The organism is Shewanella algae, assembly GCF_009183365.2.
Taxonomy (GTDB): domain Bacteria; phylum Pseudomonadota; class Gammaproteobacteria; order Enterobacterales; family Shewanellaceae; genus Shewanella; species Shewanella algae.
On the sequence record NZ_CP068230.1, the window covers coordinates 3628786 to 3654541 of the forward strand.

At 51.0% G+C, this 25756-nt stretch carries 24 protein-coding genes and 3 pseudogenes; 10 read left to right on the forward strand and 17 right to left on the reverse strand.

The annotated features are described in order from the left end of the window. Window positions 1–595 precede the first annotated feature (595 nt). The 6 genes and pseudogenes from E1N14_RS16265 to E1N14_RS16290 all read right to left on the reverse strand — a co-directional run bounded on the left by E1N14_RS16265 (window position 596) and on the right by E1N14_RS16290 (window position 5525). A complete protein-coding gene (locus tag E1N14_RS16265; protein ID WP_208155347.1) occupies window positions 596–1789 on the reverse strand; it encodes an ISL3 family transposase in 1194 nt (397 codons plus the stop codon). 218 nt (window positions 1790–2007) lie between these two features. Further along, window positions 2008–2508, reverse strand: a complete 501-nt coding sequence (locus E1N14_RS16270; protein WP_025011715.1) for a GNAT family N-acetyltransferase — start codon at window positions 2506–2508, stop codon at window positions 2008–2010. Between the two features lie 125 nt (window positions 2509–2633). Continuing rightward, window positions 2634–2909, reverse strand: a pseudogene (locus tag E1N14_RS16275) (transposase); the annotation flags it as partial. A 190-nt stretch (window positions 2910–3099) separates the two neighbouring features. After that, window positions 3100–3597 carry a TIR domain-containing protein gene (locus E1N14_RS16280; protein ID WP_025011713.1) on the reverse strand — a complete coding sequence of 166 codons (498 nt, stop codon included), beginning with the start codon at window positions 3595–3597 and terminating at the stop codon, window positions 3100–3102. Window positions 3598–3638: 41 nt separating this feature from the next. After that, window positions 3639–5075: an SIR2 family protein gene (locus tag E1N14_RS16285; RefSeq protein WP_025011712.1), complete on the reverse strand. Its 1437-nt coding sequence runs from the start codon at window positions 5073–5075 to the stop codon at window positions 3639–3641. 120 nt (window positions 5076–5195) lie between these two features. Further along, entirely contained in the window at window positions 5196–5525 is a 330-nt protein-coding gene (locus tag E1N14_RS16290; RefSeq protein WP_025011711.1) for a hypothetical protein, read from the reverse strand. A 481-nt stretch (window positions 5526–6006) separates the two neighbouring features. On the opposite strand from E1N14_RS16290, the gene E1N14_RS16295 reads away from it, so the two are divergent. Next, the gene (locus E1N14_RS16295) at window positions 6007–6198 is read left to right on the forward strand and encodes a hypothetical protein (protein WP_156030655.1); all 192 of its coding nucleotides are present in this window, start codon (window positions 6007–6009) and stop codon (window positions 6196–6198) included. Window positions 6199–6995: 797 nt separating this feature from the next. Then, window positions 6996–8378 carry a DUF3300 domain-containing protein gene (locus E1N14_RS16300; protein ID WP_062793932.1) on the forward strand — a complete coding sequence of 461 codons (1383 nt, stop codon included), beginning with the start codon at window positions 6996–6998 and terminating at the stop codon, window positions 8376–8378. A gap of 141 nt (window positions 8379–8519) precedes the next feature. Here the strand turns inward: E1N14_RS16300 and grxB are convergent, their stop codons facing one another. The 4 genes and pseudogenes from grxB to E1N14_RS16320 form a co-directional block, all read right to left on the reverse strand. Continuing rightward, window positions 8520–9170 carry a glutaredoxin 2 gene (gene grxB, locus E1N14_RS16305; protein WP_025011710.1) on the reverse strand — a complete coding sequence of 217 codons (651 nt, stop codon included), beginning with the start codon at window positions 9168–9170 and terminating at the stop codon, window positions 8520–8522. Further along, window positions 9170–10091 (reverse strand): annotated as a pseudogene (locus E1N14_RS16310) (sterol desaturase family protein). Before E1N14_RS16310 ends, grxB begins: the two are co-directional and overlap by 1 nt. A 21-nt stretch (window positions 10092–10112) precedes the next feature. Next, window positions 10113–11174, reverse strand: a complete 1062-nt coding sequence (locus tag E1N14_RS16315; RefSeq protein WP_051547166.1) for a DUF2804 domain-containing protein — start codon at window positions 11172–11174, stop codon at window positions 10113–10115. A 127-nt stretch (window positions 11175–11301) separates the two neighbouring features. Beyond that, window positions 11302–11886 (reverse strand): porin family protein, encoded by a 585-nt coding sequence (locus tag E1N14_RS16320; RefSeq protein WP_025011707.1) that lies wholly within the window; start codon window positions 11884–11886, stop codon window positions 11302–11304. Between the two features lie 161 nt (window positions 11887–12047). Here E1N14_RS16320 and E1N14_RS16325 point away from each other — a divergent pair, with 161 nt between their 5' ends. From E1N14_RS16325 to E1N14_RS16340, 4 genes are all read left to right on the forward strand, one after another. Further along, window positions 12048–12614, forward strand: coding sequence for a YajG family lipoprotein (locus tag E1N14_RS16325; RefSeq protein WP_025011706.1), 567 nt, complete (start codon window positions 12048–12050; stop codon window positions 12612–12614). A 65-nt stretch (window positions 12615–12679) separates the two neighbouring features. Next, window positions 12680–13264 carry a peptidylprolyl isomerase gene (locus E1N14_RS16330; RefSeq protein ID WP_025011705.1) on the forward strand — a complete coding sequence of 195 codons (585 nt, stop codon included), beginning with the start codon at window positions 12680–12682 and terminating at the stop codon, window positions 13262–13264. A 67-nt stretch (window positions 13265–13331) separates the two neighbouring features. Further along, the gene (locus E1N14_RS16335) at window positions 13332–13652 is read left to right on the forward strand and encodes a hypothetical protein (RefSeq protein ID WP_025011704.1); all 321 of its coding nucleotides are present in this window, start codon (window positions 13332–13334) and stop codon (window positions 13650–13652) included. Window positions 13653–13813: 161 nt separating this feature from the next. After that, window positions 13814–15499, forward strand: a complete 1686-nt coding sequence (locus tag E1N14_RS16340; RefSeq protein WP_025011703.1) for an MFS transporter — start codon at window positions 13814–13816, stop codon at window positions 15497–15499. Here the strand turns inward: E1N14_RS16340 and E1N14_RS16345 are convergent. Next, entirely contained in the window at window positions 15496–15981 is a 486-nt protein-coding gene (locus tag E1N14_RS16345; protein ID WP_062793931.1) for a YajQ family cyclic di-GMP-binding protein, read from the reverse strand. The two genes, E1N14_RS16340 and E1N14_RS16345, sit on opposite strands and share 4 nt — an antisense overlap. Window positions 15982–16153: 172 nt before the next feature. Here E1N14_RS16345 and E1N14_RS16350 point away from each other — a divergent pair, with 172 nt between their 5' ends. Then, entirely contained in the window at window positions 16154–16486 is a 333-nt protein-coding gene (locus E1N14_RS16350; RefSeq protein WP_210736175.1) for a VanZ family protein, read from the forward strand. Between the two features lie 5 nt (window positions 16487–16491). Beyond that, the gene (locus E1N14_RS16355) at window positions 16492–17409 is read left to right on the forward strand and encodes a ketopantoate reductase family protein (protein ID WP_062793930.1); all 918 of its coding nucleotides are present in this window, start codon (window positions 16492–16494) and stop codon (window positions 17407–17409) included. Here E1N14_RS16355 and E1N14_RS16360 read toward each other — a convergent pair. From E1N14_RS16360 to E1N14_RS16370, 3 genes are all read right to left on the reverse strand, one after another. Next, on the reverse strand, window positions 17395–18606 hold the full coding sequence (locus E1N14_RS16360) for a DUF819 family protein (RefSeq protein ID WP_025011700.1): 1212 nt from the start codon (window positions 18604–18606) through the stop codon (window positions 17395–17397). The genes E1N14_RS16355 and E1N14_RS16360 overlap by 15 nt on opposite strands. Beyond that, window positions 18603–19511 (reverse strand): LysR family transcriptional regulator, encoded by a 909-nt coding sequence (locus tag E1N14_RS16365; protein ID WP_025011699.1) that lies wholly within the window; start codon window positions 19509–19511, stop codon window positions 18603–18605. The genes E1N14_RS16360 and E1N14_RS16365 overlap by 4 nt, the downstream gene beginning before the upstream one ends. Before the next feature lie 112 nt (window positions 19512–19623). Then, on the reverse strand, window positions 19624–20640 hold the full coding sequence (locus E1N14_RS16370) for a porin (protein WP_051547161.1): 1017 nt from the start codon (window positions 20638–20640) through the stop codon (window positions 19624–19626). A 285-nt stretch (window positions 20641–20925) separates the two neighbouring features. On the opposite strand from E1N14_RS16370, the gene E1N14_RS16375 reads away from it, so the two are divergent. Both E1N14_RS16375 and E1N14_RS16380 read left to right on the forward strand, forming a co-directional pair. Then, entirely contained in the window at window positions 20926–22695 is a 1770-nt protein-coding gene (locus tag E1N14_RS16375; protein WP_025011697.1) for a flavocytochrome c, read from the forward strand. Window positions 22696–22780: 85 nt separating this feature from the next. Further along, a complete protein-coding gene (locus tag E1N14_RS16380) occupies window positions 22781–23566 on the forward strand; it encodes a substrate-binding domain-containing protein (RefSeq protein ID WP_025011696.1) in 786 nt (261 codons plus the stop codon). A 1-nt stretch (window position 23567) separates the two neighbouring features. Here the strand turns inward: E1N14_RS16380 and E1N14_RS16385 are convergent, their stop codons facing one another. From E1N14_RS16385 to kdsA, 3 genes and pseudogenes are all read right to left on the reverse strand, one after another. Beyond that, window positions 23568–24344 (reverse strand): DMT family transporter, encoded by a 777-nt coding sequence (locus E1N14_RS16385; RefSeq protein ID WP_082813144.1) that lies wholly within the window; start codon window positions 24342–24344, stop codon window positions 23568–23570. A 253-nt stretch (window positions 24345–24597) separates the two neighbouring features. Then, window positions 24598–24705: pseudogene (locus tag E1N14_RS16390) on the reverse strand (multidrug transporter); the annotation flags it as partial. A gap of 180 nt (window positions 24706–24885) precedes the next feature. Continuing rightward, a complete protein-coding gene (gene kdsA, locus E1N14_RS16395; protein ID WP_025011695.1) occupies window positions 24886–25734 on the reverse strand; it encodes a 3-deoxy-8-phosphooctulonate synthase in 849 nt (282 codons plus the stop codon). Window positions 25735–25756: the final 22 nt, after the last annotated feature.

Consider the following 25756-nt stretch of genomic DNA (forward strand, 5'->3'; position numbering starts at 1 on the left):
TATTTCAAGCTATTTAGGACTAACAGAGTTGCACCAATTCCCCCCCGGTGTCGCCGAAAGCCGTTGGCACAAATAACATTGCAGAGAGACGCCCCCTCAGGAAATAATCGCTTCCCAAAGTAGCGTTGATATCCTGTATGCGAGAGTTGTTGGTTACGTTCAATACCATGATGAAAAATCGAACCCGATGGGCGAAAGCTATCACAATTAGCGAAATACTTATTGACGGAATGCCACAGTCACTTGTTATGTTTCAATACCTCGTTCCTTAAGCATATTTTTAAAAACTATTTGAGCCCATTTAATTACTATTTCAGAATTCCCAAGTTCATCCTTATCCAGGTAAGAGATGAGGACAGGATATCCTCCGCTGGGACAATACTTTGAATGTTCGAATCCATCCCATTCCAAACCCAACCCACGAACAGGTATGCTGGGGTCTCCGTTAACCCAGTAACTTACTTTTTCAAAATATCCCGCGGATATAAGAGATTCACCAATGTTTATGGCTTGTTCTACGGATTGAAAACAAACAGGTTGATAGATAGTTTTATTCGTCGAAGAGCAACCTGGTAACAGGAGGCTTAAAAAAGGTTCATCGCGGATCTCCGGGGAACGCCTGTCTGACTTTCAGAAAGAAGTATTCGGTATCCCGGTAGCCATAGCCCATTCGCTTCAGCAGTTTGATTTTGTTGTTCATCCCCTCTAGTCGGCAGGTGTGCAACGGATGAACCGCTGAAGCAACTATGCCATGAAGATAGTTTTTAAGACGCTGGCCAAATTGGAGTAGTGGCCTGATACCGCTCTCTCTGACTTGTTGCCACCAGAGGTTCCATTGAGCCGTGGCTTCGGCTTCATCTGTGCAGTACCACATCTCCTTGAGTTGCTCCCTGAGCAGGTAAACCGTCATTAAGCTTTTGTTCGACTCCAACAGCTCGTTGAGATACCCCGCCTGTTTGTCTGTCAAATTATCTCTGTTTTTGAGTAAGACCCAGCGCTCCCGTTTTACCCGTTTGCGGGCCGGTTTGTCATGCTTGAGTTGATTAGCCTGGTCAACCCTGACTCGGTCGATGACTTCACGGCCATACTTGGCAACAACATGAAACAAGTCGTAGACCACTTTGGCTTGGGGACAGTGCTTCTGTACCTCCAGGTCAAAGGCAGTATTCATATCCATAGCAACGGCTTCAATCTGTTGGCAGTACTGCCCCAACTTAACGAAAAACGGCCGGATAGCTTCTCTACTGCGGCCTTCACCTATCCAAAGGACTTGATGAGTATCCGCATCGGCCACCACGGTGGCGTAACGATGGCCTTTGAACAGGGCAAACTCGTCCATGACCAGGCGTTTGACACGACTCCAATCAGGCTCTGTGACCTCCCTTGCCAGCCGACGTTTGTCGATAGTCTTGATGGTATGCCAGTGCAGGCCAAGGAGTTGCGAGATATGTTTAATCGGCAAGAGCTTGAGTAGCGCCTCGACATGCTCAATGAGCAGTGTGGTCTGGCGAGCATAGGGCTTTAACCAGCTGATATGCTCCCGAACGATACCGCAATCAGGGCAAAGAATACGGCGGACGGGTAGCCGTAACTGAACCTGAAACGCCAGTATAGTTCGTTCCGATACGCTGCGAAGTGAAGCGTCGTGAACAGCCTTAGCCGGTTTGCCGCAAGCACAGTGGCCGTTATCAATCGGCTTTAGGTGGATGATGAGGGTTTGTTGATTTTGCTCGGTATGGACGGCTTCAAAGCCTTCCCAGAGCGCAATGGGAAAGGTAATATTCGACATTGAGAACGGTTGGGGTTGGTCATTGTTTTTGTTTGGCGACTAAACAATAACTCTCCAACCGTTTTCATTTCCAGTCCACGCTAATCTGCGATGAACCTTAAAAAAGCGACATGCCAAATTCTCATAATATCTTCCTTGAAAAATAACGCTCCGCCAATTAGTTTATCGAATTCAGCAGCTTGTTATCTTTCTTTACTATTACTTGTAAACTTAAGTTTTTATTCATATCTATTCAATATAAACCCATCTTTTTCATAAGTGTCAACTTTACGTAGACCAGATTTAAGTAAAACATTACCTGACGCAGGATGCTCAACTAAGACCTCACCAATTACTTTAGTAAGCCCAAGCGTATTTTTTGCATACTCTAAAGTGGCTTTTACAGCTTCTGTGGCTAATCCATTCCCCCAGTATTCAGGTAGCATCCGATAGCCTATGTCTGGACAGTTCAAATCGGGTTCGTACTTAACTCCGCAGAACCCTATGACTTTATCATCTTCTTTATGAATCAATGCATACCGAGAGTAACCATACTTCTTATATTCTGCTTGCCAGCAATTAACAATTAAATTCTCTGCATCTTTTTTGGTATTAACGGTACCCACATCACCCGTATAACGCATAACATCTGGATTAGTGGAAAATTCAAAGACAGCATCTACATCATCTAAGCAAAACTCTCTCATTAAGAGACGAGGTGTTTCTATTAAAATATCCATATTCGTTCTTTAATCTATAATCTATTTTGTAATTTTCAGGAAAAATCAAGCCACCCACTGTAAAACAATAACTTAATCTTCTTTCGGTCTGCGTTCAAGCACCGGTAGGGGATTTGAGCACTACAAAGCACTTCTCTGTCTGTCCATCGGTTTGCTGTCTCTATATCAATATGCAACACCAGATGCAGATGATTACTCATGATGGAGAATGCGGCCACATCAATGGTAAAAACGGCTTTTAATTCAAACAATAACGATTCCACCCAACCACGGCGGTGGTCATAATTGTTGCCCGAGTAGGCATCATCACCACATAGAAAGGCACGTCTCACCACGCGGCTGCAACAGTGGTAGTAAGGCGTATCTTCAAGGCTAATTTGAGTTCGGCGAGGGCGCGGCATAATAACCTCCTTGTTAAATGCTTAAACAAAGCATAGTCGGAGGCTAACTTCCGCGCCATTAATGCTGGGTGTCCATTTTTTACCATGTGCCAAATTCTCATAATATCTTCCTTGAAAAATAACGCCGCGCTCTGGGGAAAATCGAAGCGTAGCGTAGGTTTTTCCCCAGTAGCGCTTTGTTATAAGATATTTAATTATCCTTTCGGATTTGTATAGCTTCTTCAATCCAACCTTCTATATTTTCTTCTATATAGCTATAGACACCTTTGCTTGTGGTTCTAGGTGGATCATACGCCTTGGCAATAGAAGATAACCGCTTTTGGGTTGGCCCATGAGTGACGTAATATAAAGGGTTTGCCCCCTTTGAAGATTGATTCCCATCTTTGTCTTTCAAGTTATGAATATAAATGACTAGTACACCTTTCCCATCATCCCACGACTTCACTATTTCATGATTTATCCACTTTCGATTTGCTGTCTTTGAACCTGCCAGTATGATGGTGCAGGTCCTTCCTTTCATTTGGTCTGCAATCCATTCTTTTATTTTTTTGTCACCGCCTTTTGTGACAGTTTCCCAGTCATTGTCAGTTGCTGCTTTGTTTCCTTCAATAGCCCCTATATTTCTGACGGTTGAAACTCGCCAGTTATCGGGCTCGTAGTGAAAGCTGTAGAAGCATTTCCTCGCCATGGTCTGATACCTCCTCGGTATTGGTTGTATTATTACAGCTATTATTTACCATTTACTTCATCTAAAATATTCACCACAGTTTCTATCAACTCTTCTGTGGTAGTTGATTTTTCACCAAGCTTTGCGAAAAGATCTTTTAATTTATGAGAGACACTCGAATCACCTTGGATATCCGAAATTATTTCGTTCCAAAGCTCCTCTGCCATATAACCGGTAGCCCCCACCGGAACCAAAAAAAGCCCCTTGTTTTTAGCTATTCTGTATTCTTCAAGCATCCCATTTGAAAGAATAATATTATTCTCAGAAAGCTTATTTCCGAACAGGAACAGCGCAACTCCTGCTCGATCAATCATATCTTCACGATACCTAGTCCAGAGAGTTGATAAAGGAATGGTACCTTCGGTTGACTGAGGAAATGGTCGCAATATAAGTGAGTCATCAATCTTAGCTTTAGGCTTGCTATAAGTCTCCTCTAGAGCTCCTGAAATTACTGAGCTTCCAATTCCAAGGCCAAAGCCTGAAACAATACGTGCTCCCTTAGACACGAGTGCTCTGCTAAGTTTGTAAACAAAGCCTAATGCCTCTCTCTCGTCCAACGGGTCGTACTCGTGAGCCGCGCCAGAAATAAATATTGTATTGGACTTATAGTTTACCTCTAATTGCGACAGTAACTCCGTGATTTCTTCGAAATCATCAACAAGTATTGTTTTAATATTGAATCGCGATAGATCTTTTACAAAAAAACCTTGCTTTTTTTCTCTATACTCAAACTCTGAAGCATCTTCGTTTTCGTCCTTTTTTACACGCCTTATAAAGCAGTAATGTCTCCTCTGGCTTCCTTCATAAGCCACGCGAACTCGACTTAATATGTAATCTAGATTAGGGTCTGTGAAACTAAATCCAATAAATACAAATGTTTTTGAAATCAAGTCGCCTTTTAAATTTGCTATATATTGATCCATTTTTACATGATATTTTTCATAATCATCCTTAGTTAAAACAGCATCATTAGGATGTTCTACATCTCCATGCATTTTATATAAAACTGCATCACGCCTTGGCTTTGTTGTGGACAAGTGCTCTTTTGTGTATTTAACGTCGGCAATTTTTCCGCACTTATCGAGTGCCGATTCAATTATTTTATCGTAGTTGGTTGTCCAGTAGGTTCGGATTGGCAAACGGCATAAGATGCGGTGATTCTCTGTTTCCAATGCATCCCGAGAAAATTCCTCTATAAGGCGCTGATTAAGCTGACTACGATTGTTTGCATTGTCGTTGCAGTGGAATTGGGCGAGCGCAACTAAGTCAGTTTCACGATCGACATCTAATCCAAGCTCTTCAGCGATTGGCCGAAGAAGCTCTGACCAATTAACAAATCCCGCACCAGCAGACATGCCTGCACCAGCAAATATAGCGACATTTTCTTCAATAAGCTCTTTCCCTATATCTCGGAGAAATGCCTTCTTTAAAAGCCTCATAGTATCCCTCTAGTTATAGCGCGTTGGGCAAATGGCTTATAACGCACAGCGCACAGGCGAGCGGAACGTAGTGTAGCGAGTCCAGCCCGCGTAGTTTGCGGGCGATTGTGCCGCTGCTTGTTATGTGCGATATGAGATAAGTTCCCGTTTTAATGCCTCATCTTCAATGTAAGCAAGTCGTCTAACAAATGCACCAAAAATCAAATATTCATGACCTTCTACTTTAGATTTAATTTCTTTCCCATCAAATCTGATACATTTGAAAACTAAATCACTATACGCACTACCAGATACCATAAATAGCTTCCCTATTTCAGGAATCTTATTAATAGTATGTGTACTTAGTGAAACCCGACCTTTAACTATTTCAGTAAATGTTTGATTATTTATCTGAGGATCAGGCTCTCCTGGATTACCAAAAGATAAAAGTAATATTTTTTTAGCGCTCATTAAACTTCCTTATAGCTGGTAAAGCTGACACATAACAGCTGTATAGTACGTATGCGCGTTTTAGTCCTCGGAGGAGTGTAAACGCGCAGGCGCGGTTTCCAAACCTATTATCTACCAGCTGTATTTTTTAACTTTATGAATTTAATGTTATTTTCTAAAATGTTACAGAAATAACGCGCAAACTTAGCTGCAAATTTCCGGCATTTTTCCTAAAACGTCAATAATACTGTATAGAAAATCAGTTCTTAGGCACTTACCATAAGCGCTTCAAGCCCTGCAAATAAGGGCCTTAAAACCAAGGGCCCTACAACCCAGGCCCAACTAAAAACGTCGAGTAAAGCCATGGCTACCGCCCAGGTGCAAACTCTGTTCGTCCCAGCATTCCGTTGAAAACGGAAAAGTGTTGCTGCTTTCGACCTTAAGCTTAAGGAAGCGCTAAAAATAAGCATTTGAATCGGTTATACAATAGCCAGCATTGAATGTGAAAACAATTAGCCAAAGGTCAAGTTTTGACAAAGGCAACAAAACCCTGATTTTGATTGTTTTCGCAACAGAATTGACTGGGTTTGAAACCCAAAGCGACACGACTTTAAGCCGCTGGCACAGCGGCTATCATAGCTTCCAGCTAAAAGTTCCTAAGTTAGTACTGGCCGCGCTTCCGGCCACGGTGTAGCCAATCACCTGCGGTGCACTTTTCGCACAGGCGATCCTGTGACTCGCTGCGAGTACGTCCCTGTAAGCTCTGCCTCGCCATCCCTGGCTCGGAAGGTCACAGTTCCTCCTGTGCCTGGAAAATGGGCGTATCTCTGTAGTTATATATGTAATTTCAAGCAACGTTATCTTTGCAGAATTGCACCAATTCCTCCTTCGGAGCCGCCGCTGGCGTTGTTGTAAATTGGCGTAGCCGAGACAGGGATGTCGAGGCTCGAAGGTCGAGCAGGGATGCGAGTCCTGAGTGTAGCCAATTTGCTTCATAAGACAGCGGGGATTTCGGCTACGTCGGGGTGTCCTTGGGGATGCAAGGGGCTTTGGACAAGCAAAGCCCCTTGCCCGGTGTGGTGTGGAACACCACGACTTTAGGCCGCTGGCACAGCGGCTATCATGGCTTTGAACCAAATATCACTAATAAACCTGGTTTTAGCTGCCAGCTAAGTTGCAGCCCATCACCTGCGGTGGGCTCTTGCACAGGCGATCCTGTGACACGGAGTGAATACGCCCATGTAGCCTCGACGAAAACGTCCTTGTTTTCGACGGTCACAGTTCCGCCTGAGCCTGTCATTTCAAAAGACTCAGTTCCACTACCCACTTCCCCCAGGCAGCAGCTTGGAGATCATTTAGCCATCCAAAAGCCTTCAGCTTATGTTCATCAAAGGCCACTTATTCTGAAGCCACTGATGGGGAATTGCATCGCAAGGCCTCAGTTAGCTCACTTGCCAGGCTGGTAACCATACCGGCCTAAAGGAGGCAACCATGAACAAGCTGAAAATCTGGCTGCAGCACAGTGTGCTTATTCTGTGTCTGTTTGGCCTGCCAACTACGGCGCTGCAGGCCGCCGAATCCGGCAGTGATATCCGGGAACCCGAGCTGATGCAGCTGCTCTCCCCTATCGCTCTCTATCCGGACACCTTGTTGACCCATATGCTGATCGCCTCAACCTATCCACTGGAACTGGTGCAGGCCCAGCGCTGGCGCAAACAGCGCAGCCATTGGAGCAATGAACGCCTGATGGCCGAAGCCGAGAACCAGGATTGGGATCCCAGTGTGATGGCGCTTATCGCCTTTCCGGAAGTGTTGAACAAGATGAGCACAGATCTGGACTGGACCGCCCGTTTGGGCGAAGCCTTTATCGCCGATGAAGGTCGGGTGATGGATGGGATTCAAACCCTGAGGCAAGCCGCTTGGGATGCCGATTCATTAAATGATCTGGGTAACCTCAACGCCAGACGCGACAAGCGTCAGATAGTGATAGCACCGACCCGCACCGAGGTGATCTATGTCCCTTACTACGACAGTCGCCGTGTCTATGGTCACTGGCACTGGAGCAGCTATCCGCCTATCTATTGGGACCCTTTCCCCGGATATGTACGCTACCACTCCAGTCCGTTTTACTGGCGCAGTGCCGGGGTCAGCATTTCATTTAACTTCTTCTTCAGCGCCTTTCATTGGCATGACAGAGTGATCTGGGTCGATTATCGCCACAAACACTATAATCACTACCGGCCAAGACTGGCCTATAGCCAGGGAGCCCAGCGCTGGAGCCATAACCCGCACCACAGACGTGGCGCCCATTATCGTCACCCTGGGCTGCAACAACGCTACAACAAGGCGGTATACAACAAGCCGCACAAGCGTTATGAATCCCAGGCTCGCAGCTTCAACCACAGCCAGAGGCTGCATCAGGACAGAAACAAGCAACAAAAGCAGTTGCAGCATGAGCTAAAGCAGCGCAGGGAACACAATAGCCGCGAATGGCGCGCCGCTGACAAGAGGGAAAAGATGCATAAGGGCGAGCCACAAAAAGTTCGCCAGCTGTCACAGCAGCCGTCATATAGGAGTGCCAATAGCAGTGCCAACGCCGCCGACAAAACGATGCGGGTTAAACATCAAGCCAGAGACAGACAGTTGCAACAGGCCTCAAACCGGCACACTAACACTACTTATAGACAAGCTGAAAAGAGCCGGCAACACTCTGATAAACAACAGCAGCCACAGAGACGCTATCAGCCTCAGAGTCAATCGAAGGTGCAGCATCAGCAGCGAGCTCAGCCACAGCGCCATCAGGCGGAGCGACGCCAGCCCAACCGTGCTCAGGAGCACAGACAACGTGCAATGCATCAACAAAGAGAGCGTTGAACAAAGAGAGTGTTGAAAAAGCTGAGTTGAAAATGCCGGGTTAAAGTAGCACTTGCCCTAAAGTGAAAACGAATGAAAAAGACAGGTCCAGCACTGGCCTGTCTTTTTTTGGGTGTAGTTGTATGACTCAGATAAAGCCGCTCAGACGGCTCTGTCGTCGTACAAGTCGATTTGAGTCAGCGCTGCCACTTCTTCGATATAGGCACGCACTCTGGCCGGGAATACCAGCCCCTTGACCATGGTCAGGTTTCTCAGGCCGGGGAACAGGTTGATATCATCAATACTCAACTTATTACCCCGCTCCGACGGCAATTGCAGCCAGTCGAGACGTGGCCAACACTTAGCCAGGCCCTCAAGATAATCGGCCGTTTGCGCAAGCGCTTTTTCGAAAGACATCTCTATCATGGCGCTCTTGTTTTGGGTAAACCAGGCAATCGCCTCTTGGCTGCCAAATTCAGGCAGACCGAGCAACACACTGCGGGGATAGAGCAAGCGACTGCTGAAATAACCGGATGCCTCCTGCCATTGGCTGACAGCATCGGCCTGGCTGGCAACGGCAATGACTGGCTTACCATCCAGATTATCCAGATAGCTGACGATATCCAGGCTCTCGGCCATGAAGCTGCCATCGGCTTTTTGTAAAATGGGCACCATATTGGCGCCGACCATGGCTATTCTGGACTCCACATCATGGTTTTGCAGATAGACCCGCTCCACCGGCAACGCCTTAAGCCCCACCAGCATCATAGCCTTGACGCAATAGGGACAATGGTCAAACACAAAAAGCTTCATCAGTACTCCTTAGCTTCCTTGGAACTGTCAGGGCCATCAGCATATCCTCCGAGGCCGGAGCTGGGCAACTCCTGACTGGCCGGCGGTGCAAACAGCAAACGCCAACGCTGCCTGAAACTAAGTCCGGGGCGGCTCACTTCCGCCAACATATGGCGCCATTCGGCAAAAGTGACAGTCACAGGATTAAAGCTGTTGACCGGCTTGGTAATACCATAGCGCACGGTTTCCCGCTCCGGCTCAAAGCTGCCGAATAATCTATCCCAAATGATCAACACCCCGGCGTAGTTCTTATCTATGTACTGAGGATTGCGGCCATGGTGCACCCTGTGGTGGGACGGCGTGTTGAATATCCACTCCAAGGGCCCAAGACGTTTGATGGCCTGGGTATGGACAAAAAAATTGCAGGCCCAGATTAAGCAGCACCACAAATACCACCCAGTTGGGGTCGAAACCTATGATCACCAAGGGCAGCCAAAACAGCCACATGCCCGCCAATGGGTACATCAAGCTCTGACGAAAGGCGGTGGAAAAATTCATGTTTTCCGAGCTGTGGTGCACTACATGGGCGGCCCACATCCAACGGCATCTGTGGCTGGCCCGGTGGAACCAGTAATAGCAAAAGTCCTGCCCCAGCATCAGCAGCACAAAGGTCCAGCCATTCATCTCAATGTCGAACAAACGCCAGCCGAATAACCACAAATACAGTTTGGCCAGCAGTAACCCCGTGAGAATATCGGCGCCCTGGTGCATGCCTGCCAGCACAAAGTTACAGAAAACCTCCGCCGGTCGATAGCGGGCATTCTCAGGCAAACGTCTGAGGCGGTCACCGAAAAACCACTCCAATGCCATACAGATGAAGAACAGCGGCGCCAATACCAGCAGCAGCCATTCAGGATGTGAAATAAGTAAATTGAAATCCATTTTTATTCCTTTTATTCCAGCTCACCACTTGGCAAAGTGATCTTCTGTCAGGCCGCTCTGTTGCACCAGCTCATGGCGCTTGCCCAGGGAGTCTTTGACCCAACCGGAAAACAGCCCGGTATACTGGCGAAAATTGCTTTTAAGCAGCCCCAGGTTGAGCCTTTCGCTGCGGCACCCCAAGGGCGAAAATGCCAACTCCAGCTCGCCGCGCTCAGACCAAACTCGCCATTGGCCGCCGGATGCTGCCATGCGGTCAAACTCAAAATGCACCGGCGACAGCAAATGCCTGGCACCATCAACCCAAAGCACGTTTTCACAAGAGCCGGTCTCGTTGACTCCGGCCGCCAGGTTTAGCCCCAACCCCTTGCCATCAATATCGGCATTGATAGAGGCCCAGCGCCAACTGGTTTCCCGGCGCATAAAGCCTGCGGAAAAGTCATAACCGGCTCTGGCCTGCAGCAGCGGCTGGGGTTCATGATTGAAGGACAACTGGCCGGAAACCTTGAGGGCATTGTGTTTCTGGGTATAGGTCCAACCGCTGTAACCGGTTGGACTGCAAAGCGCCATCGGCAAGCTGAGCGGTTCGGGAACCAAGGTCAGTTCCCCCTCAAGTGGCATTCCCTGTAGTTTAAGATCCAGACTCAGTTGCCATTGTCCCTGCTCACGCCGAAAGTGAATGCCGCCCATACGGCTCTCCCCCTGCCATGGCGAACGGCTCAGGTTAAAACCAGCGGGTGGCCGCAGCAGATTCTGCTGATACATGCGACGACTCTGCACATCAAACAGATAACAGAAACCACTACCAAGATAGGCGATATCCGCCAGGGCAACGCCCAGCATCCATCTGGGGCTGTTAAGGCCAATAAACTCAAACTGCTTATAACTGCAACGCTGTTTCAGGCGTGAAACCCTGCGGTCCATCTCATTGAACAGCTGAAAGTCTGCCAATCCCAGGCTTTTCGGCGGCCCGTCGAAATGACCAAACAGAGGCCGGCCGTGAACATCTATCAAAGAGTCAGGTGCCGCCTGGGTTGCAACCCCGGATTGAGTCGTCGGCAAAGGCCCGGATTTCAATTCCAACATATTCCCAACAGGTGTTTTTAGAGCAATAACTTGACTCTACCCTGTCGCCGTCGGAGATTGAAGCCTTGAATGTTACAAAAATGAAAAAACCCCGCTATACGGGGCTTTATCCGGTTTACTGTGTCATTCAGAAACGGTAACTGAGGCCGACGAATACCCCTTGATAGTCGAAGTTATCCGTCTTCAGATACACGTATTCTGTATTGATACCCAGATTGTTGCGGAAACGATATTCCCAACCGGCTGCCGCATGCAGGCCATTTTCAGTGTCATTGAAGCCGGCGCCGTCTTTGGTATATTGATATTCGAGTTTAACCCTGGCAGCACCCAGCTTGGCATAGAAGCTGTTGCGCTCGGTAAAGCCCCAGCGGCCATAAAGGGATACTCTCGCCGCCTCGAAGCTATCCATCTGCAACTCGGTAATGCCGGAGGTAAAGGCATGGACTATACCGGCGTCGGACCAAAGGTAACCCGCTTCAACACCCCAGTTTGGCGTGAAATGATAGCGATAATAAAGCTCTGTGCCCCAGCTGTCTGAGCTGTCGTTGTCTTCGGTGTTACCGGCATCGGGATTGAAGCGGCTGATGTCATCATCATTCTGCACTCCAAGGCCTATACTGCCCCCGATAACATGTTTGCCTTCTGCGGCGCTGGCGGCCGGTGCCATCAAGGCCAGCATCACCAGTGCAGCTGCCAATATAACGTACTTCATACGATTCCCCCATGATTTATAAGTGTTTTACGCGCGGATATTGCGCTTCGCTATCTGAACCCTGACTGAACCAAAGTCGGTTATCTGCCATTGCCAGATGCTGGAAGCCAAACTCAAATCTGGTTATCCTGATGCCACCTTTTTTACAGCTTCGGATTTTTATGAAACGGCTTGCTACCTTGATGCTGGGGTCGGCGCTGCTCTTTGGCTGCGCCAGTCATACCCCCAACTTTATTGCCCTGAGCCCTGAACTGCCTGCGGTCACGCCACAGACTTCGCTGGAGCCGGCTCTGGCGCTGCAAACCCTGGATACCCGCACCGCCAACTTTATTGTGCGATTCAATGAAGATGGCAAAGCCGCACGTCTGGTCAGCCCGGCCGAGCCACCCAGGGCTCAACTGGATCAACTGTTCCGCCAAGGTTTTGCCAAGGCCGGATATCGAATCGATCCCGCCAGTGGGAAAGAGGTACAGTTGCAGCTGATTGAATTGCTCACAGATGTTGATGAATCCAGCTTCGGCTTTGAAGCCAAAACCAATGTCAGCATCAATCTGCTGGCGAAAAACAGCAGCCATACCCTGACCAAGCGTTATAAGGCCAAGGGGCTGCTCAAGGGGCCTTTCGGTGCCGACTTCGCCTCACTGGAACTGGACATGAACAAGCTGATCACCCAGTTGAGCGGCGAAATACTCAACGACCCCGAGCTGCACAGCTTTTTGCAGCAGTAATTTATTGGACCGGTCGGTGACTCACAAGCCGGCCCGTCTGCAACACCACGATAAGGAATCAGGTCATGAGCCGATGGATACTCGCAGCCGTATTGATGCTGACCAGTCAGCTGGCGCTGGCGTTGGATATACAAAAAGACAATCTCTACCCCCAAGTGGAATTTGATACCAGCATGGGCAAAATCGTGGTCGAGCTGGATCGCACCCGGGCGCCCATCACTGTGGACAACTTTCTCACCTATGTGGTGCGCGGCGACTACAACAACACATTGTTTCACCGCATTATTGCCGATTTCGTGGTTCAGGGCGGCGGCCTCAGCCCCAAGTATGAAGAACTGCCTTCAGACAAGCCGATAGTCAATGAGTCGGGCAACGGCCTGTCCAATAGCCTAGGCACTATAGCCATGGCCAGAGAGAATGCCCCCCATTCGGCCACCCGCCAGTTTTACTTCAATGTGGCCGACAACAAAAAGCTCGACCCATCCTCCAGGCGCTGGGGCTATGCCGTATTCGGTGAAGTCAGCCAAGGGCTTGAAGTTCTGCAGAATATGGCGCTGGTAGAGACAGGCACCAACAGCACCTTGGGTTGGCCCGATGTGCCAGTCACCCAGGTTTTGTTGAAGAAAGCCACACTTCTGCCCAGAAGTTAACCCCAGGCACGGCTCAGTATCAAAAAGCTGTCTATACTGAACCTGGCAAACATAAGGAGGCGATCTGATGACCCCGGAAGAGTTCATCGATGTGAAAGCGCCCCAACTGGCTCATTACGGCAAAGCATTCTTGAGCGACAAGCTGGAATTTAATGAAGTCAGATTGTATCTGTGGGATACCCTGGAAGAATGGCATCAGCTGAACTTGCAGGGGGAAGCGCAAACGGATGTCGAACGCGTATTTTGGCACTTGTTGTACGCCTTCGATAAATGGCCCGATTGGGTATTGCGCGGTAACCAGTTTTTGCGCCAGCAACTGGACGACTGCTGTGAATACCTGTTCGGTGGTGGCCCCATACCCGAAGGCTGTATCGGCGTCAGGCCCTGAGACAGACGTTAATCTACCCCGCCCGGGTGACACTTTAATGACACGGGCGACCAATCCCCGGCTTTGCCGGGGATTTTTTATTGGGCAAACACCCAAGCACGCCTTGAAGTCGCAGGCGCGGGCTTTTACTCTAAGGCCTTTGACTCTCACCAAGCCGTGCCATGCCTCAATCTTTTTTTGCCAGCACCCGAGACGCCCTGAGTATCTATTTCCACAAGCGGGTACTCATCTTATTGCTGCTCGGTTTTTCCGCCGGCCTGCCGCTGATGCTGGTATTTTCCACCCTGTCTTTCTGGCTCAGGGAAGCCGGGGTAGACAGGGCCGCCATCGGCTATTTCAGCTGGGTGGCCTTGATCTATGCCTTTAAGTGGGCCTGGTCCCCCCTGGTCGATCGCATGCCCCTGCCTTTGTTCAGCCAACTCTTTGGCCGCCGCCGCGGCTGGATGCTGTTCTCCCAGCTATTACTGATAGCCGCCATTTTGGGAATGTCCGGCAGTGACCCTATGGAAGATCTCACCCATCTGGCACTCTTTGCGCTAATGGTGGCCTTTTCCTCCGCCACCCAGGACATAGTGGTCGATGCCTTTCGTATCGAGTCGGCGCCGGAAAAAATGCAGGCGGCACTGGCCGCCGCCTATCAGGTGGGCTATCGCAGCGCGATGATCATAGCCACGGCAGGCTCATTGACTATCGCCGCCTGGGTTTCTCCCGAGCCGGAAAGCTATGATCTCCAGAGCTGGCAAACCGCCTATCTGGTAATGGCAGGCCTCATGGGCATAGGCATACTGGCGACACTTTTTGCCAAAGAGCCGGCGGTGGATATCAGCTCGATAGGGGAAGAGGAAGCCAACCTCAGAGACAGGCTCAGGGCCAACCTGGCACCCAGACTCTCGGTCTGGGCCGCACCAACCAACCTGTTTATCCTGCGCCATGGCAAGTTACTGCTCCTGCTGCTGGGGCTTTATTTCTGTTTTAGCCTGGCTGAGCCCTTCACCCAGATACTGCAATCCTACTTTCCGAGTCAGGCCTTGAATACAGATGCAGTCACGCTGGCCTCTATGGGGCTCATTCTGCTGCTCTGGTTGCTGATCTTCGGCGTCAAAAGTAAAGACAGGGCGATTCAAGAGCAGGAAGCCAAGCAGCTGACCCAGGCCGGCACAGATAGGATGGCCGCCTTTATCTCCTGGCTTTACAGTGCCGTGGCCCTGCCCTTTATCGATTTCTTTCGCCGCTACGGCAAGAGCGCGATTCTGATCCTTATGCTGATCTCCTGCTACCGGATCTCGGATATCGTCATGGGGATCATGGCCAATGTTTTCTATGTGGATATGGGCTTCAGCAAGGAAGAGATCGCCACCTTGAGCAAGGTCTATGGTCTGATCATGACCCTGGTGGGCTCGGCATTCGGCGGGGTGTTGTTGGCACGCTTCGGCACCATAAAAATCCTCTATGTCGGCGCCTTCCTGGTAGCCACCACCAATCTGTTGTTCGCCCTGCAGGCCATGGTGGGCTACAACGTGCCACTGCTGACCCTGGCGATTTCGGTGGACAACTTCAGCGGCGGTATCGCCACAGCAGCCTTTATCGCTTACCTTTCCAGCCTCACCAGCAGCGGCTACAGCGCCACTCAATATGCGCTGCTGTCTTCGGTGATGTTACTGTTTCCCAAGTTTATTGCCGGCTTCTCCGGCGCCTGGGTCAACGCCTTTGGCTATGTGAATTTCTTTGTCAGCGCCAGCATCATAGGCTTGCCCGTGCTGCTGCTGATTTGGCTGGTGCAAAAAAACAGCCCGCCGAAGCGGGCCGATACTGCTCAAGATACGCTCAAGTCGCAGATTAACGACTAGTCGCGGAAGTTATTGAACTGGAACGGCTGGCCCAGCTCGGCATTACGGGCCAGCGCCATCACGGCCTGCAAGTCGTCACGCTTCTTGCCTGTGACCCGTACCGAGTCGCCCTGGATTTGCGCCTGCACCTTTACTTTGCTGTCTTTGATCTGTTTTACCAGCTTCTTGGCCACATCGGCTTCGATGCCTTGTTTGAACTTGACCTTCAAAGAAAACATCTTGCCACTGTGAATCGCTTTCTCATCCACTTCCATCGCCTTGGGATCCACATTACGACGGCTCAGTTGGGTTCTTAAAATATCCACCATCTGATTACACTGAAAGTCAGACTCTGCCGACAGGGTCACTACAAAGTCTTTATACTCCACCGCAAATTCCACCCCGCGGAAATCGAAGCGGGTATCCAATTCACGTTTGCTGTTATCCACTGCGTTACGCAGTTCAACGGCATCTACTTCTGACACTATATCGAATGAGGGCATTTCGTCGCCTTTTACTTATCAGTCAAACCAATAGCGCCAGTCTACCCTAAGTTGAAGCAGAGCTGAATAAATCCACGTCTGCTGATGACAGCCAGGCTTTATTTTGACTATGATGTTCGCCAAGCTTTCCAACCCTGCGTGATTTGTGATTAACCGACAGTTGCTGTTTAAAATGGCTTTGTTGATTGCCCTGGCGGTGATCAGCTACCTGGTTTTTTCCAAGCCTAACTATCCACAGAGCATCCCTAATCTGGATAAAGTGGGTCATATAGGTAGTTTCTTTGCCCTCGCCTGGCTGACCTACCTGGCGTTCCGCCCCCGCTGGTACTTGATGTTTGCTACCCTGGCCGGCTACGGCATTCTGATAGAGATGGTGCAATCCCGTCTGCCCTACCGCAGCGCAGATGTGGCCGACTTTGTCGCCGATATGGCCGGAGTCGTACTCTTCTACTTCTCACTCTGGGGCTATCGCAGATATTTTCGCGCCGCCATGTTGAGGGAGTAACCCGGATGCAGACGGGGATCCTCGGCATTGGGGCAATAGGACAACTGCTGGCACAGCAACTGGCCGCAGCCGGGCTTGAACCTTGGTTATTACCAAGAGCTAACACCCCATCATTGGCTGAGCAGGGCGAAAAGCAAGTCTATACCCTGGAGCTTGGCGACCAGAGTCTGCAAACATCCTTTCTGTGTCTGGCGCAGGACTCGAGCAAGCTCAAGCAGCTCGAGCTCTTGCTGGTCACAGTCAAAGCCTATCAGGTTGAAGCGGCGCTGGAGCCTTTGCTGCCAAAACTTCACCCGAATTGCCGCATCCTGCTGCTGCACAATGGGCTTGGTCCCCATCAAAGCCTGGCCGCCAAGCTGAATGGCCGGCCGCTGAGCCTGGGCACCACCAGCCAGGGAGCGCTGAAACTCAGCAGCAATCATATTCGCCAAACCGGCAGCGGCCTGACCCAGATAGGTGACCTAATCGGCGCCCCCATGCCAGAGGCGATGAAAACCGTTCTGCTCAATGCCATTCCCGGCAGTCAGTGGAGTGATGCCATTCTCGAAGCCCTGTGGCAAAAGCTGGCGGTCAATGCCGTTATCAATCCGCTGACTGCCATTCACAGAGTCAACAACGGTGCCCTGGCCGCCCCCGAGTTTGAGGGAACAATCTGCGCCATTCTCGATGAGCTGTTACAGGTAGCCAAGCAGGAAGGCATAGCGCTGACGTTCGATACGCTGCACACCAGAGTCAAGGAAGTGATACGGCTAACCGCCGCCAACTACTCTTCCATGTATCAGGACCTCAAGCACGGCCGCAAGACGGAAATTGACTATATCAACGGTTACCTGCAGCAGTGCGCCGAGCAATATGGGCTCACACTGCCAATCAACAGCGAACTGGTAGCCCAGATAAAGGCGCTTGAATCAAATCTGCTTTAACCACTGGCCGCAGGCCCAGGCAATAAAGTTGGCCCAGGCGTAGCCAAATACCGCGATCAGAACCGCAAGAGGCACCAATGCCTGGCGATAGGCGCTGGTGACCACAGGCGCCGAAGCCGCCCCGCCAAGATTGCACTGACTGGCAATGGCGAGATAACCGAATGGAAGTCTCAACGCTCTCGCCGCCAGCAGCAACAAGAAGACATGCACCAACAACCAGATAGCCCCGATAACAAAGAACCAGGGCAAAGACCAGAGCATACCGATATCCATCTTCAGCCCCATGATAGCCAACATCAGATATAGACAGGCATTACCGACTCTGTCGGCACCATAGGCCGCCAGCCGCCGCGCCGGTGTCAGCGACAGGAGCACGCTGGCCGTCGTTAACCAGACCACCAGCCAGATAAAGGGAGTATGCAGGTGATAAGCTCTGGCCATAGGCCAGTGGCGGACAATCAGCTCCGCCGTCCAATCGGCGCCCCAGTGTGCCAAGCCGCCCAGCATCAGCGGCAGGCAAAAGATCAATAACCAGTGATGGCTCTGTGCCAGACGCCGTTCCGGCAAGGGCGTATCCAGCACAGTCGCCTGCGGCTCGCGGCTTCGAAGCCAGCGATTGATTTTGGCCTCGTGGGGCGCCAGCGCCAGCAATATTGCCATCCAGATCCCTGAAAGCACCACATTCACAGTAACAAAAACCGCAAAGATACTGTCACCGGCACCGAACAGTTCTTTCATCGCCATCTGATTGGCGGTGCCACCGACCCAATTACCTGCCAGGGTCGCCATGCCGCGCCAGAGGCTATCCTCCCCCTGCGGCAGCAAGAGCTCAGGCTGTATGTATCCCACCAACCACAGCGCCAGCGGCCCCCCGACAAAGACCCCCAGACTGCCGATAAAAAACAGTAGCAGCAGCTTACCGCCACAGCGCCAAATACTGCCGATATCCAGCCCCAGCAGCATCAACACCAGACACATGGGCATAAGGTAATCGACGGCAAACTTGGGCAACTGAGAGTCTTTTACCGCAATCAGCCCCATGGTGTTGAGCAGTGATGGCACGAAATAACAGGCCACCATCACGGGCAAGATCCGATAACAGCGACGCCAGAAAGGGCTGTTGAGACCGCTGGTGTAGAATATGCCTCCCAAGATCAGGCAAAGAATGCCAAACAGCTGAAAATCGGTTTGGATCATGCCGGCCGTTGCTCGTCGAACTCGCGTTGATCCAACATAAATTCCAGAAAATTGGCCGGTAACGGGGCAAGCACTTCCTCGGCCCGGCGGATCACCCAATAGTTACGTTCAAAGTCCCAGCCGGGCAGTTCCAACTCCACCAGATCGCCACGCTCCAATTCGGCATCTATCGCCATAAAGGGTAAGATACTGACCCCATAGCCAGTGGCCGTGGCGCGCTTGATGGCCCCCAGAGTTCCCATGGTGATGGTTTGCGATGGCACAATGCCGACGCTGTGCAGTAACTGCATAGCCCTGACGCGGGCAACCGTCGCGCTTTCATCCAGATACCAGACTTCACGTGACAGGCGCTCGGTATCGACAACCTCTTTAGCCAGAGGGTTATCGGCGCCGCAAACGATGCAGATCCTGTCTCTGAGCCAAGGCTCACAACAGAGATTGGCCAGCGACGGCTTGGCGTCAACAAAGGCCAGGTCCAGTTCCCGTTCGGAGACCATTCTCTCTATGTGGCTTGAATCTTTGATCATCAAGCGAATTCCTGTGGCCGGGAAACATTGATGGAACACAGGCAAGCGCCGCGATAACACATAGTTTCCCGCAGTTTTACTGGCACCGACCGTCAGTGTGCCACATACGCCACTGGCACTGGCGTGAAATAACTGCTGTACCTGCTGCTCTGACGCCAACATCCCGTTGGCGTATGGCAGCAACAACTCCCCCTGCGGGTTGAGCAGCAAACCTGTCGCACTGCGCTCAAACAGGCGGCACCCCAGCGCTGACTCCAACTCTTTCAGCGCCATACTGACGGCCGGAACCGACATATGCAGCTTCCTGGCAGCACGGGAGATCTGCCCTTCGGCATGTATGCACTTGAATACCAGCAGTTGTTTGAGAGTTATCTTCATCAGGGGAATCGCCGCGGTTTGGGTTGGCGTATTTTAGCAATCCCGTTACCGGGAAAAGTTGATCCAGCCGAGCCTGCGATAAGGCTCGGAAACCAGCTACAAATACTGTGACTCAGAACATGTGTTTCATCGCCAGAGTCACCAGTTTGTCGTCATACTCCGTATAACCTCCTGCGTCGGTAAAATCGCCATCCAGATAGGTGGTTATCAAGCTGAACGTGGTGCTTTTGGAAGCTCGATAGTCCAACCCCAAAGACGCCTGCCAACTGGAAGCATCTGTCACACTGGCTTTATCAGCCAGGCTGGATACCACCTTGCCATTGCCTGAGTTGTCATACAGATATTGCGCCTTGAAACTGTATTGCTGCCAAGGGATCTCCATGCTGGCAAGCAAACTGTTGCCACTGAGATTTTGATATTTCTGCGACTCGGAATGCTGATACATAAACCCCAACTTGGCACCGGCCAAGCGAGCACCGGCAACGGCTCGCACCGCATCCAAGGCATTGAGACTATCGGCATAGGCCAGCGCCAGATACCAGGCCTGTTGTTTCAATTTGGCATCACCCGCTGTCAGGCTCAGCGCATAATTGCCGTTTGAGCCATTTTGCTCCGGCAAGTTATCAGCAAATTGATAGCTCACGCCCAACTGCACTCCATACCATTTGGGTGAGTAATAAGTAGCTGAATCTCCCAGGCGGTCATTCCCGGCGATAATTTTTGCCATATCACTGGAAGTGATATTGAATAAATCCACCTTACCTTCTGTCTTTTTAAACACAGTATCATTACGACCAAATACCAGTGTACCTAATTGACTTTCGATACCCAGATAAGTATTACGGGATTTAAACAGCGAAGAAGTATCAAAGTAGCCGCCGTTATTACCAAACTCCATCACATAAACAATATTGATATTGTCGTTGAGTTTTTCTTTACCCTTGACACCGATAAAGGAGGCATAGTTTTCCAGATAAGCACCGTTTTCCTTTCTATCTGACAGTAAACCGCTGTCCGAGTGACTAAGCCCAAGCCAAGCCCGGCCATAAAAGTCGGGGGCAGCCTGGCTGACCAGCGGCAACAGCGAGCAGGTAATTCCAGCAACAATCGTTTTTCTTAGGTTCATCATTTTGTCTCTTTATATTTATGAGTTGAGATATGAGTTAGCGCCGGAATATAGTAAAAACTTTTATGCCCATTTGAGCATTGACTGGATCACACACTCATAACAGAGGCATCACTTTCAATTTTATTGAAAATAAATTAAGCGAATTCAAAACAATGAATTAAGAAAACTTGAAACCTATTTCAACAATTAATAACTCGATATCAAACTTGAGCCGCCTCACCTTTTTTTACATTTTATTTGCTCATGCTAATAACGAATCCAATAACAAATATTTTAGGGAGCAATATGAAACTCACTTATCTCAGCGGTCTGCTGGCCTGTTGCCTTTTCGGTGCAGCCGGAGTGCAGGCGGCACCTCAGGATCTAGGCAAATTTCACAGCGACAGCCAGCAAGGCTGCAAAACCTGCCATGTTTCGCCTAACAAGATTGACGACAGCGAGGCCCATGAAAATCAACAGTGCCACAGCTGTCACGGAGACTACAGTGACCTGAAGAACACAGCCCTGGAGATAGATCCCCACGGCTCTCACCTGGGTGATATCGCCTGTACCAGTTGCCACAAGGGGCACGAAGCACCCAAATTTTACTGCAATGAATGCCACTCTTTTGAACATAAACCCATGCCCTTTGCCGATGTCAAAGCCAAACCGGCCTGGGACAAAGAATGGGATCAGCAAAAAATTCAGCAGGCTATCGCCGCGGGACCAAAACAAAGCACAGATGTGGTGGTAATAGGTGCCGGCAGTGCCGGCTATAACGCTGCCATCAGCGCCAAACAGTCCGGGGCCAAGGTGGTATTGCTGGAAAAAGCCCCCTTCTCCGGCGGCAACTCCATGCTGGCGGCTGGTGGCTATAACGCCGTGGGTACCAAACAACAAGCCGCCCACAAGGTGGACGACCAAGTGGCCTGGTATGTGGAAGATACGATGAAAGGCGGTCGCTACGCCAACGATCCCAAGCTGGTGCAAATTCTGGCACAGCAGTCAGCCGACGGTATCAAATGGCTTGAATCCCTCGGCGCCAATATGGATGACCTCAAACGCTCCGGCGGCGCCCGGGTGGACAGGACACACAGACCATCAGGCGGGCTCAGCGTCGGGCCACATATCATAGATGTACTGCGTAAGGCCGCAGATAAAAATCAGGTGGAAACCCGCCTCAATTCACGGGCAGTGAAACTGGTAGTGAATGACGAGCAGCAGATACTCGGGGTAGTGATCCACGGTAAACATTCAGGCTATTACATGTTGGGCGCCAAATCCGTGGTGCTGGCAACCGGTGGCTATGGCATGAACAAAGAGATGATCGCCTACTATCGCCCAACCTTTAAAGGCATGACCAGTTCCAACAATATTACCGCAACCGGCGATGGCATAGAAATGGCCAAGTCCATAGGTGCCAGCATGACAGATATCGACTGGATCCAGGCACACCCAACCATAGGCAAAGACAGCCGCATCTTAATCTCTGAAACTGTGCGCGGTGTCGGGGCTATCATGGTCAACAAGGATGGCAAACGTTTTATCAACGAGTTGACCACCCGCGACCGGGCATCGGATGCCATTCTCAAGCAACCCGAACAGTTTGCCTGGTTGGTGTTCGACAACCAACTGTACAAAAAAGCCAAAATGGTACGCGGCTATGATCACCTTAAGATGTTGAAAAAGGCTGATAATGTAGCCGAGTTGGCCAAACTCACCGGCATGCAACCTAAGGCACTGGAGCAAACAGTGAGTAGTTACAACCACTCTTTCAAAGTCGGCAAAGACAGCGAATTCAACCGTGAAAATATGCCGCTTGATCTGACTCAGGCTCCCTTCTATGCGGTGAAAGTTGCTCCAGGCATTCATCACACCATGGGTGGGGTCGCCATAGATGAGAAAGCCGAGGTACTGAACCTGCAAAGCTGGCCCATCAAAGGCCTGTATGCCGCCGGAGAGGTGACGGGTGGGGTACATGGCTACAACCGTCTGGGCGGTAATGCGGTGGCCGATACGGTTATCTTCGGTCGTATCGCGGGTAAGAATGCTGCCGACAACGCGTTGGCTAAATAGGCTCCCTGCAAAGAGTGCCCTCGGCACTCAGAGCCGGCTCGCTCCCGGGCCGGCTCACTCCCCAACACACTAAGGACACACAGATATGAAGCATAAGTTCAAGAGCAAGTTACTGCTGTTGGCCCTGGGCTGTACCCTGAGCTTCGGCAGTTGGGCAGAGACATTGAAAGTGATCACTTCCGGCGGTTTTGCCGGCACCCTGACCGCGATGGAGAAGCAGATAGAACAGGATACCGGGCTGGATTTGATCATCTCCTATGGCTCGTCATCCGGTGGTGCCCATGACTCCATTCCGGAGCGGCTCAAACGCAACGAAGCGTTCGATGTGTTGATCCTGTCCCAAAGCTCACTCAACAAGCTGACAGAAAAGGGCTATGTGCGCAGTGACAGCCACAGGGATCTGGTGCGTTCCCGCATAGGCATGTGCGTTAAAGCGGGCACAGCCAAGCCGGACATCAGCACAGAGGAAGCTTTTATCAAGGTGCTGCAACAAGCCGATTCAATAGGTTACTCGGCCAGCGCCAGTGGCACTTATCTGGCCAGCAAACTCTGGCCCGAGATGGGGCTGTGGCAGATGATAGAACCCAAGAGCAAAAGGGTTTTGAGTGAAAGGGTCGCCACCGTGGTCGCCAGAGGAGAATTACAGATAGGTTTTCAGCAGATAAGTGAAATACTGCCTATCGCAGGCACCGAATTTGTCGGGCCGATCCCGGACAAATTCCAGAAGGTAACCACCTTCTCGAGCGGCATCACCCAAAGCAGCCTGCAACCTGAAGCAGCCAAACGTCTTATTGACTACCTGGCCTCGGATAAACCTTATGTACTCAGCAGCATACGCCACTCAGGGCTGGATCCTGTGGCAGCAGAGTAAATCATCCCCAAAGCACCAATACCGCGGCCAGGGCAATCAGTACCAGGCCGCCCATATCCTTGACCTTGATCCGCTGCTTGAGCCAAAGGCTGGAGATCAGCATCATAAAGAAGACTTCCACCTGCCCGAGCGTTTTCACATAAGGCACGGCCGTGAGCGACATGGCACTGAACCAACCTATTGAACCCAGACAACTGCTGATACTGATGGCCAGGGTCAACCTGGGCCTTTGCCAGAGTTTTTTAAGGGTCTCTTTATCTTTGATAAGAAGCCAGGCGAGCAGCAACAAGGTCTGCAGCAAAATAACCAACAAGAGTACCCAGGCGGCGCGGTGAGGAAACGGCAAACCCAGCACCAGACTTGCTTCCCTAACCCAGAGCGAAGTCAGCGCAAAGGCGCTGCCGCACCCCAACCCCAGCAACAGTGTCTTGAAGGACAAGCCTTTGAGCCCGCCGTGGGTACTGAGCAGAAAGACCGCCACAGTACCGACAAGTACCCCCAGCCAACCACTGACAGTCAACGCCGTGCCGAAGAACAGACTGCCGAGCACGGCCGCGACCAAGGCTTCACTCTTGGCCAGCCCGGCGCCGACGGCGAAATTCTGCAATTGGAACAGTTTTACCATCAGGGCGGTCGCGAGGATCTGCGCCAAGGCCGCCCCTATGATGTACTGCAGCGCGCCATGCCCAAGCTGCGGCAATCCTGCGTCCTGCCAGGCATAAAGTGACAACAGATACACAGCAGCCAACGGGCCGGCATAGCTAATACCATTCCGCATAGGAGTTTACTCACTCAGCGAGAATGAAAAAACGGGGAGGCAAGTAGAGCGATGGAAGATTTATTGGGATAAATCGACATTGGCCTACGCCGCATACGCGCTTTTTCAACTCGCCCTACGGGAGCTTGTCAGCCACCCGATTACTGCGCCAACTTGCCTCGCCGTAGAATCACTATGTCATCGCCAATCTGGCTTGAACTCGAATGGCTGACACAGCTCTGAGTAGCCCAAACTTCTATAAGGAATGGTATGAACGCGCCAGCGTCACCCCGACAACATTGACATCGCGACTGAGACGGCTCTGAAACGCGTTGCGCCACACCTGCATAAAGGCGGCCATCAGGGTAAAGAAGATCCACATGGGTGGCTTGTCCTTAAAATTTGCGCCCGAGAATGCTTGCCGATGAACCGCAAGCCATGACTGAAACGAAAAACGCCCGCGATTGCGGGCGTTTAAGGCTAACATGCTAGCCAGATGATTCGCTATTCCACCAAAGGCGCAGCTTGCAGCAGCTTAGGCAAGGTTAACCAAGCGCTTGGCTCAGCGACTGGTATCCAGCGCCGGGAAAGACTTCACCAGATCATCAACGGCCTTCATCTGGCTCAGATACCCTTCCAGTTGCTGCAGTGGCAAGGCACAAGGGCCATCACACTTGGCATTATCCGGGTCCGGGTGCGCTTCAATAAACAGCCCGGCCAGTCCCAGCGCCATACCGCTGCGGGCCAGTTCGGTTGCCTGGGCACGACGACCACCGGCAGAATCTTCACGGCCGCCAGGACGCTGCAGCGCATGGGTGGCATCGAAGATCACCGGGTAGCCGGATTGCTTCATCTCATCCATGCCCAGCATGTCCACCACCAGGTTGTTATAACCAAAGCAGCTGCCACGCTCACAGAGAATGATCTCATCATTACCCGCTTCGTTGAATTTCTTGATGATATGCCGCATCTCATGGGGCGCCAGGAACTGAGGCTTTTTCACATTGATGATAGCCCCTGTCTTGGCCATGGCCACCACAAGATCTGTCTGGCGCGCCAGGAAGGCCGGCAACTGGATGATGTCGACCACTTCGGCCACAGGCGCGCACTGGTAGGGCTCATGTACATCGGTAATCAATGGCAGCTTGAAGGTGTCCTTGATCTCCTGGAAAATTTTCAAACCTTCTTCCATGCCTGGGCCACGATAGGAGTTGACGGATGAGCGGTTGGCCTTGTCGAAGGAGGCCTTGAACACATAAGGGATCCCCAGCTTCTGAGTGACTTCCGCGTAGGTTTCGGCAATGGTCATCGCCAAGTCCCGCGACTCGAGTACATTCATGCCACCGAACAGCACAAAGGGCTTGTCATTGGCTATCTCGATAGCCCCCAGATGTATGGTTTTATTACTCATCGCAACTTCTCTCTTGAATGCC

Bases quoted from the DNA above. Each gene is read 5' to 3' on its own strand.
- E1N14_RS16325 (WP_025011706.1), top strand. From the start codon at position 12,048: ATGAAACGGCTTGCTACCTTGATGCTGGGGTCGGCGCTGCTCTTTGGC.
- E1N14_RS16320 (WP_025011707.1), bottom strand. From the start codon at position 11,886: ATGAAGTACGTTATATTGGCAGCTGCACTGGTGATGCTGGCCTTGATG.
- E1N14_RS16355 (WP_062793930.1), top strand. From the start codon at position 16,492: ATGCAGACGGGGATCCTCGGCATTGGGGCAATAGGACAACTGCTGGCA.
- E1N14_RS16285 (WP_025011712.1), bottom strand. From the start codon at position 5,075: ATGAGGCTTTTAAAGAAGGCATTTCTCCGAGATATAGGGAAAGAGCTT.
- E1N14_RS16300 (WP_062793932.1), top strand. From the start codon at position 6,996: ATGAACAAGCTGAAAATCTGGCTGCAGCACAGTGTGCTTATTCTGTGT.
- E1N14_RS16280 (WP_025011713.1), bottom strand. From the start codon at position 3,597: ATGGCGAGGAAATGCTTCTACAGCTTTCACTACGAGCCCGATAACTGG.
- E1N14_RS16290 (WP_025011711.1), bottom strand. From the start codon at position 5,525: ATGAGCGCTAAAAAAATATTACTTTTATCTTTTGGTAATCCAGGAGAG.
- E1N14_RS16265 (WP_208155347.1), bottom strand. From the start codon at position 1,789: ATGTCGAATATTACCTTTCCCATTGCGCTCTGGGAAGGCTTTGAAGCC.
- E1N14_RS16370 (WP_051547161.1), bottom strand. From the start codon at position 20,640: ATGATGAACCTAAGAAAAACGATTGTTGCTGGAATTACCTGCTCGCTG.
- E1N14_RS16365 (WP_025011699.1), bottom strand. From the start codon at position 19,511: ATGAAGATAACTCTCAAACAACTGCTGGTATTCAAGTGCATACATGCC.
- E1N14_RS16360 (WP_025011700.1), bottom strand. From the start codon at position 18,606: ATGATCCAAACCGATTTTCAGCTGTTTGGCATTCTTTGCCTGATCTTG.
- grxB (WP_025011710.1), bottom strand. From the start codon at position 9,170: ATGAAGCTTTTTGTGTTTGACCATTGTCCCTATTGCGTCAAGGCTATG.
- E1N14_RS16335 (WP_025011704.1), top strand. From the start codon at position 13,332: ATGACCCCGGAAGAGTTCATCGATGTGAAAGCGCCCCAACTGGCTCAT.
- E1N14_RS16345 (WP_062793931.1), bottom strand. From the start codon at position 15,981: ATGCCCTCATTCGATATAGTGTCAGAAGTAGATGCCGTTGAACTGCGT.
- E1N14_RS16270 (WP_025011715.1), bottom strand. From the start codon at position 2,508: ATGGATATTTTAATAGAAACACCTCGTCTCTTAATGAGAGAGTTTTGC.
- E1N14_RS16350 (WP_210736175.1), top strand. From the start codon at position 16,154: ATGGCTTTGTTGATTGCCCTGGCGGTGATCAGCTACCTGGTTTTTTCC.
- E1N14_RS16330 (WP_025011705.1), top strand. From the start codon at position 12,680: ATGAGCCGATGGATACTCGCAGCCGTATTGATGCTGACCAGTCAGCTG.
- kdsA (WP_025011695.1), bottom strand. From the start codon at position 25,734: ATGAGTAATAAAACCATACATCTGGGGGCTATCGAGATAGCCAATGAC.
- E1N14_RS16375 (WP_025011697.1), top strand. From the start codon at position 20,926: ATGAAACTCACTTATCTCAGCGGTCTGCTGGCCTGTTGCCTTTTCGGT.
- E1N14_RS16380 (WP_025011696.1), top strand. From the start codon at position 22,781: ATGAAGCATAAGTTCAAGAGCAAGTTACTGCTGTTGGCCCTGGGCTGT.
- E1N14_RS16385 (WP_082813144.1), bottom strand. From the start codon at position 24,344: ATGCGGAATGGTATTAGCTATGCCGGCCCGTTGGCTGCTGTGTATCTG.
- E1N14_RS16315 (WP_051547166.1), bottom strand. From the start codon at position 11,174: ATGTTGGAATTGAAATCCGGGCCTTTGCCGACGACTCAATCCGGGGTT.
- E1N14_RS16340 (WP_025011703.1), top strand. From the start codon at position 13,814: ATGCCTCAATCTTTTTTTGCCAGCACCCGAGACGCCCTGAGTATCTAT.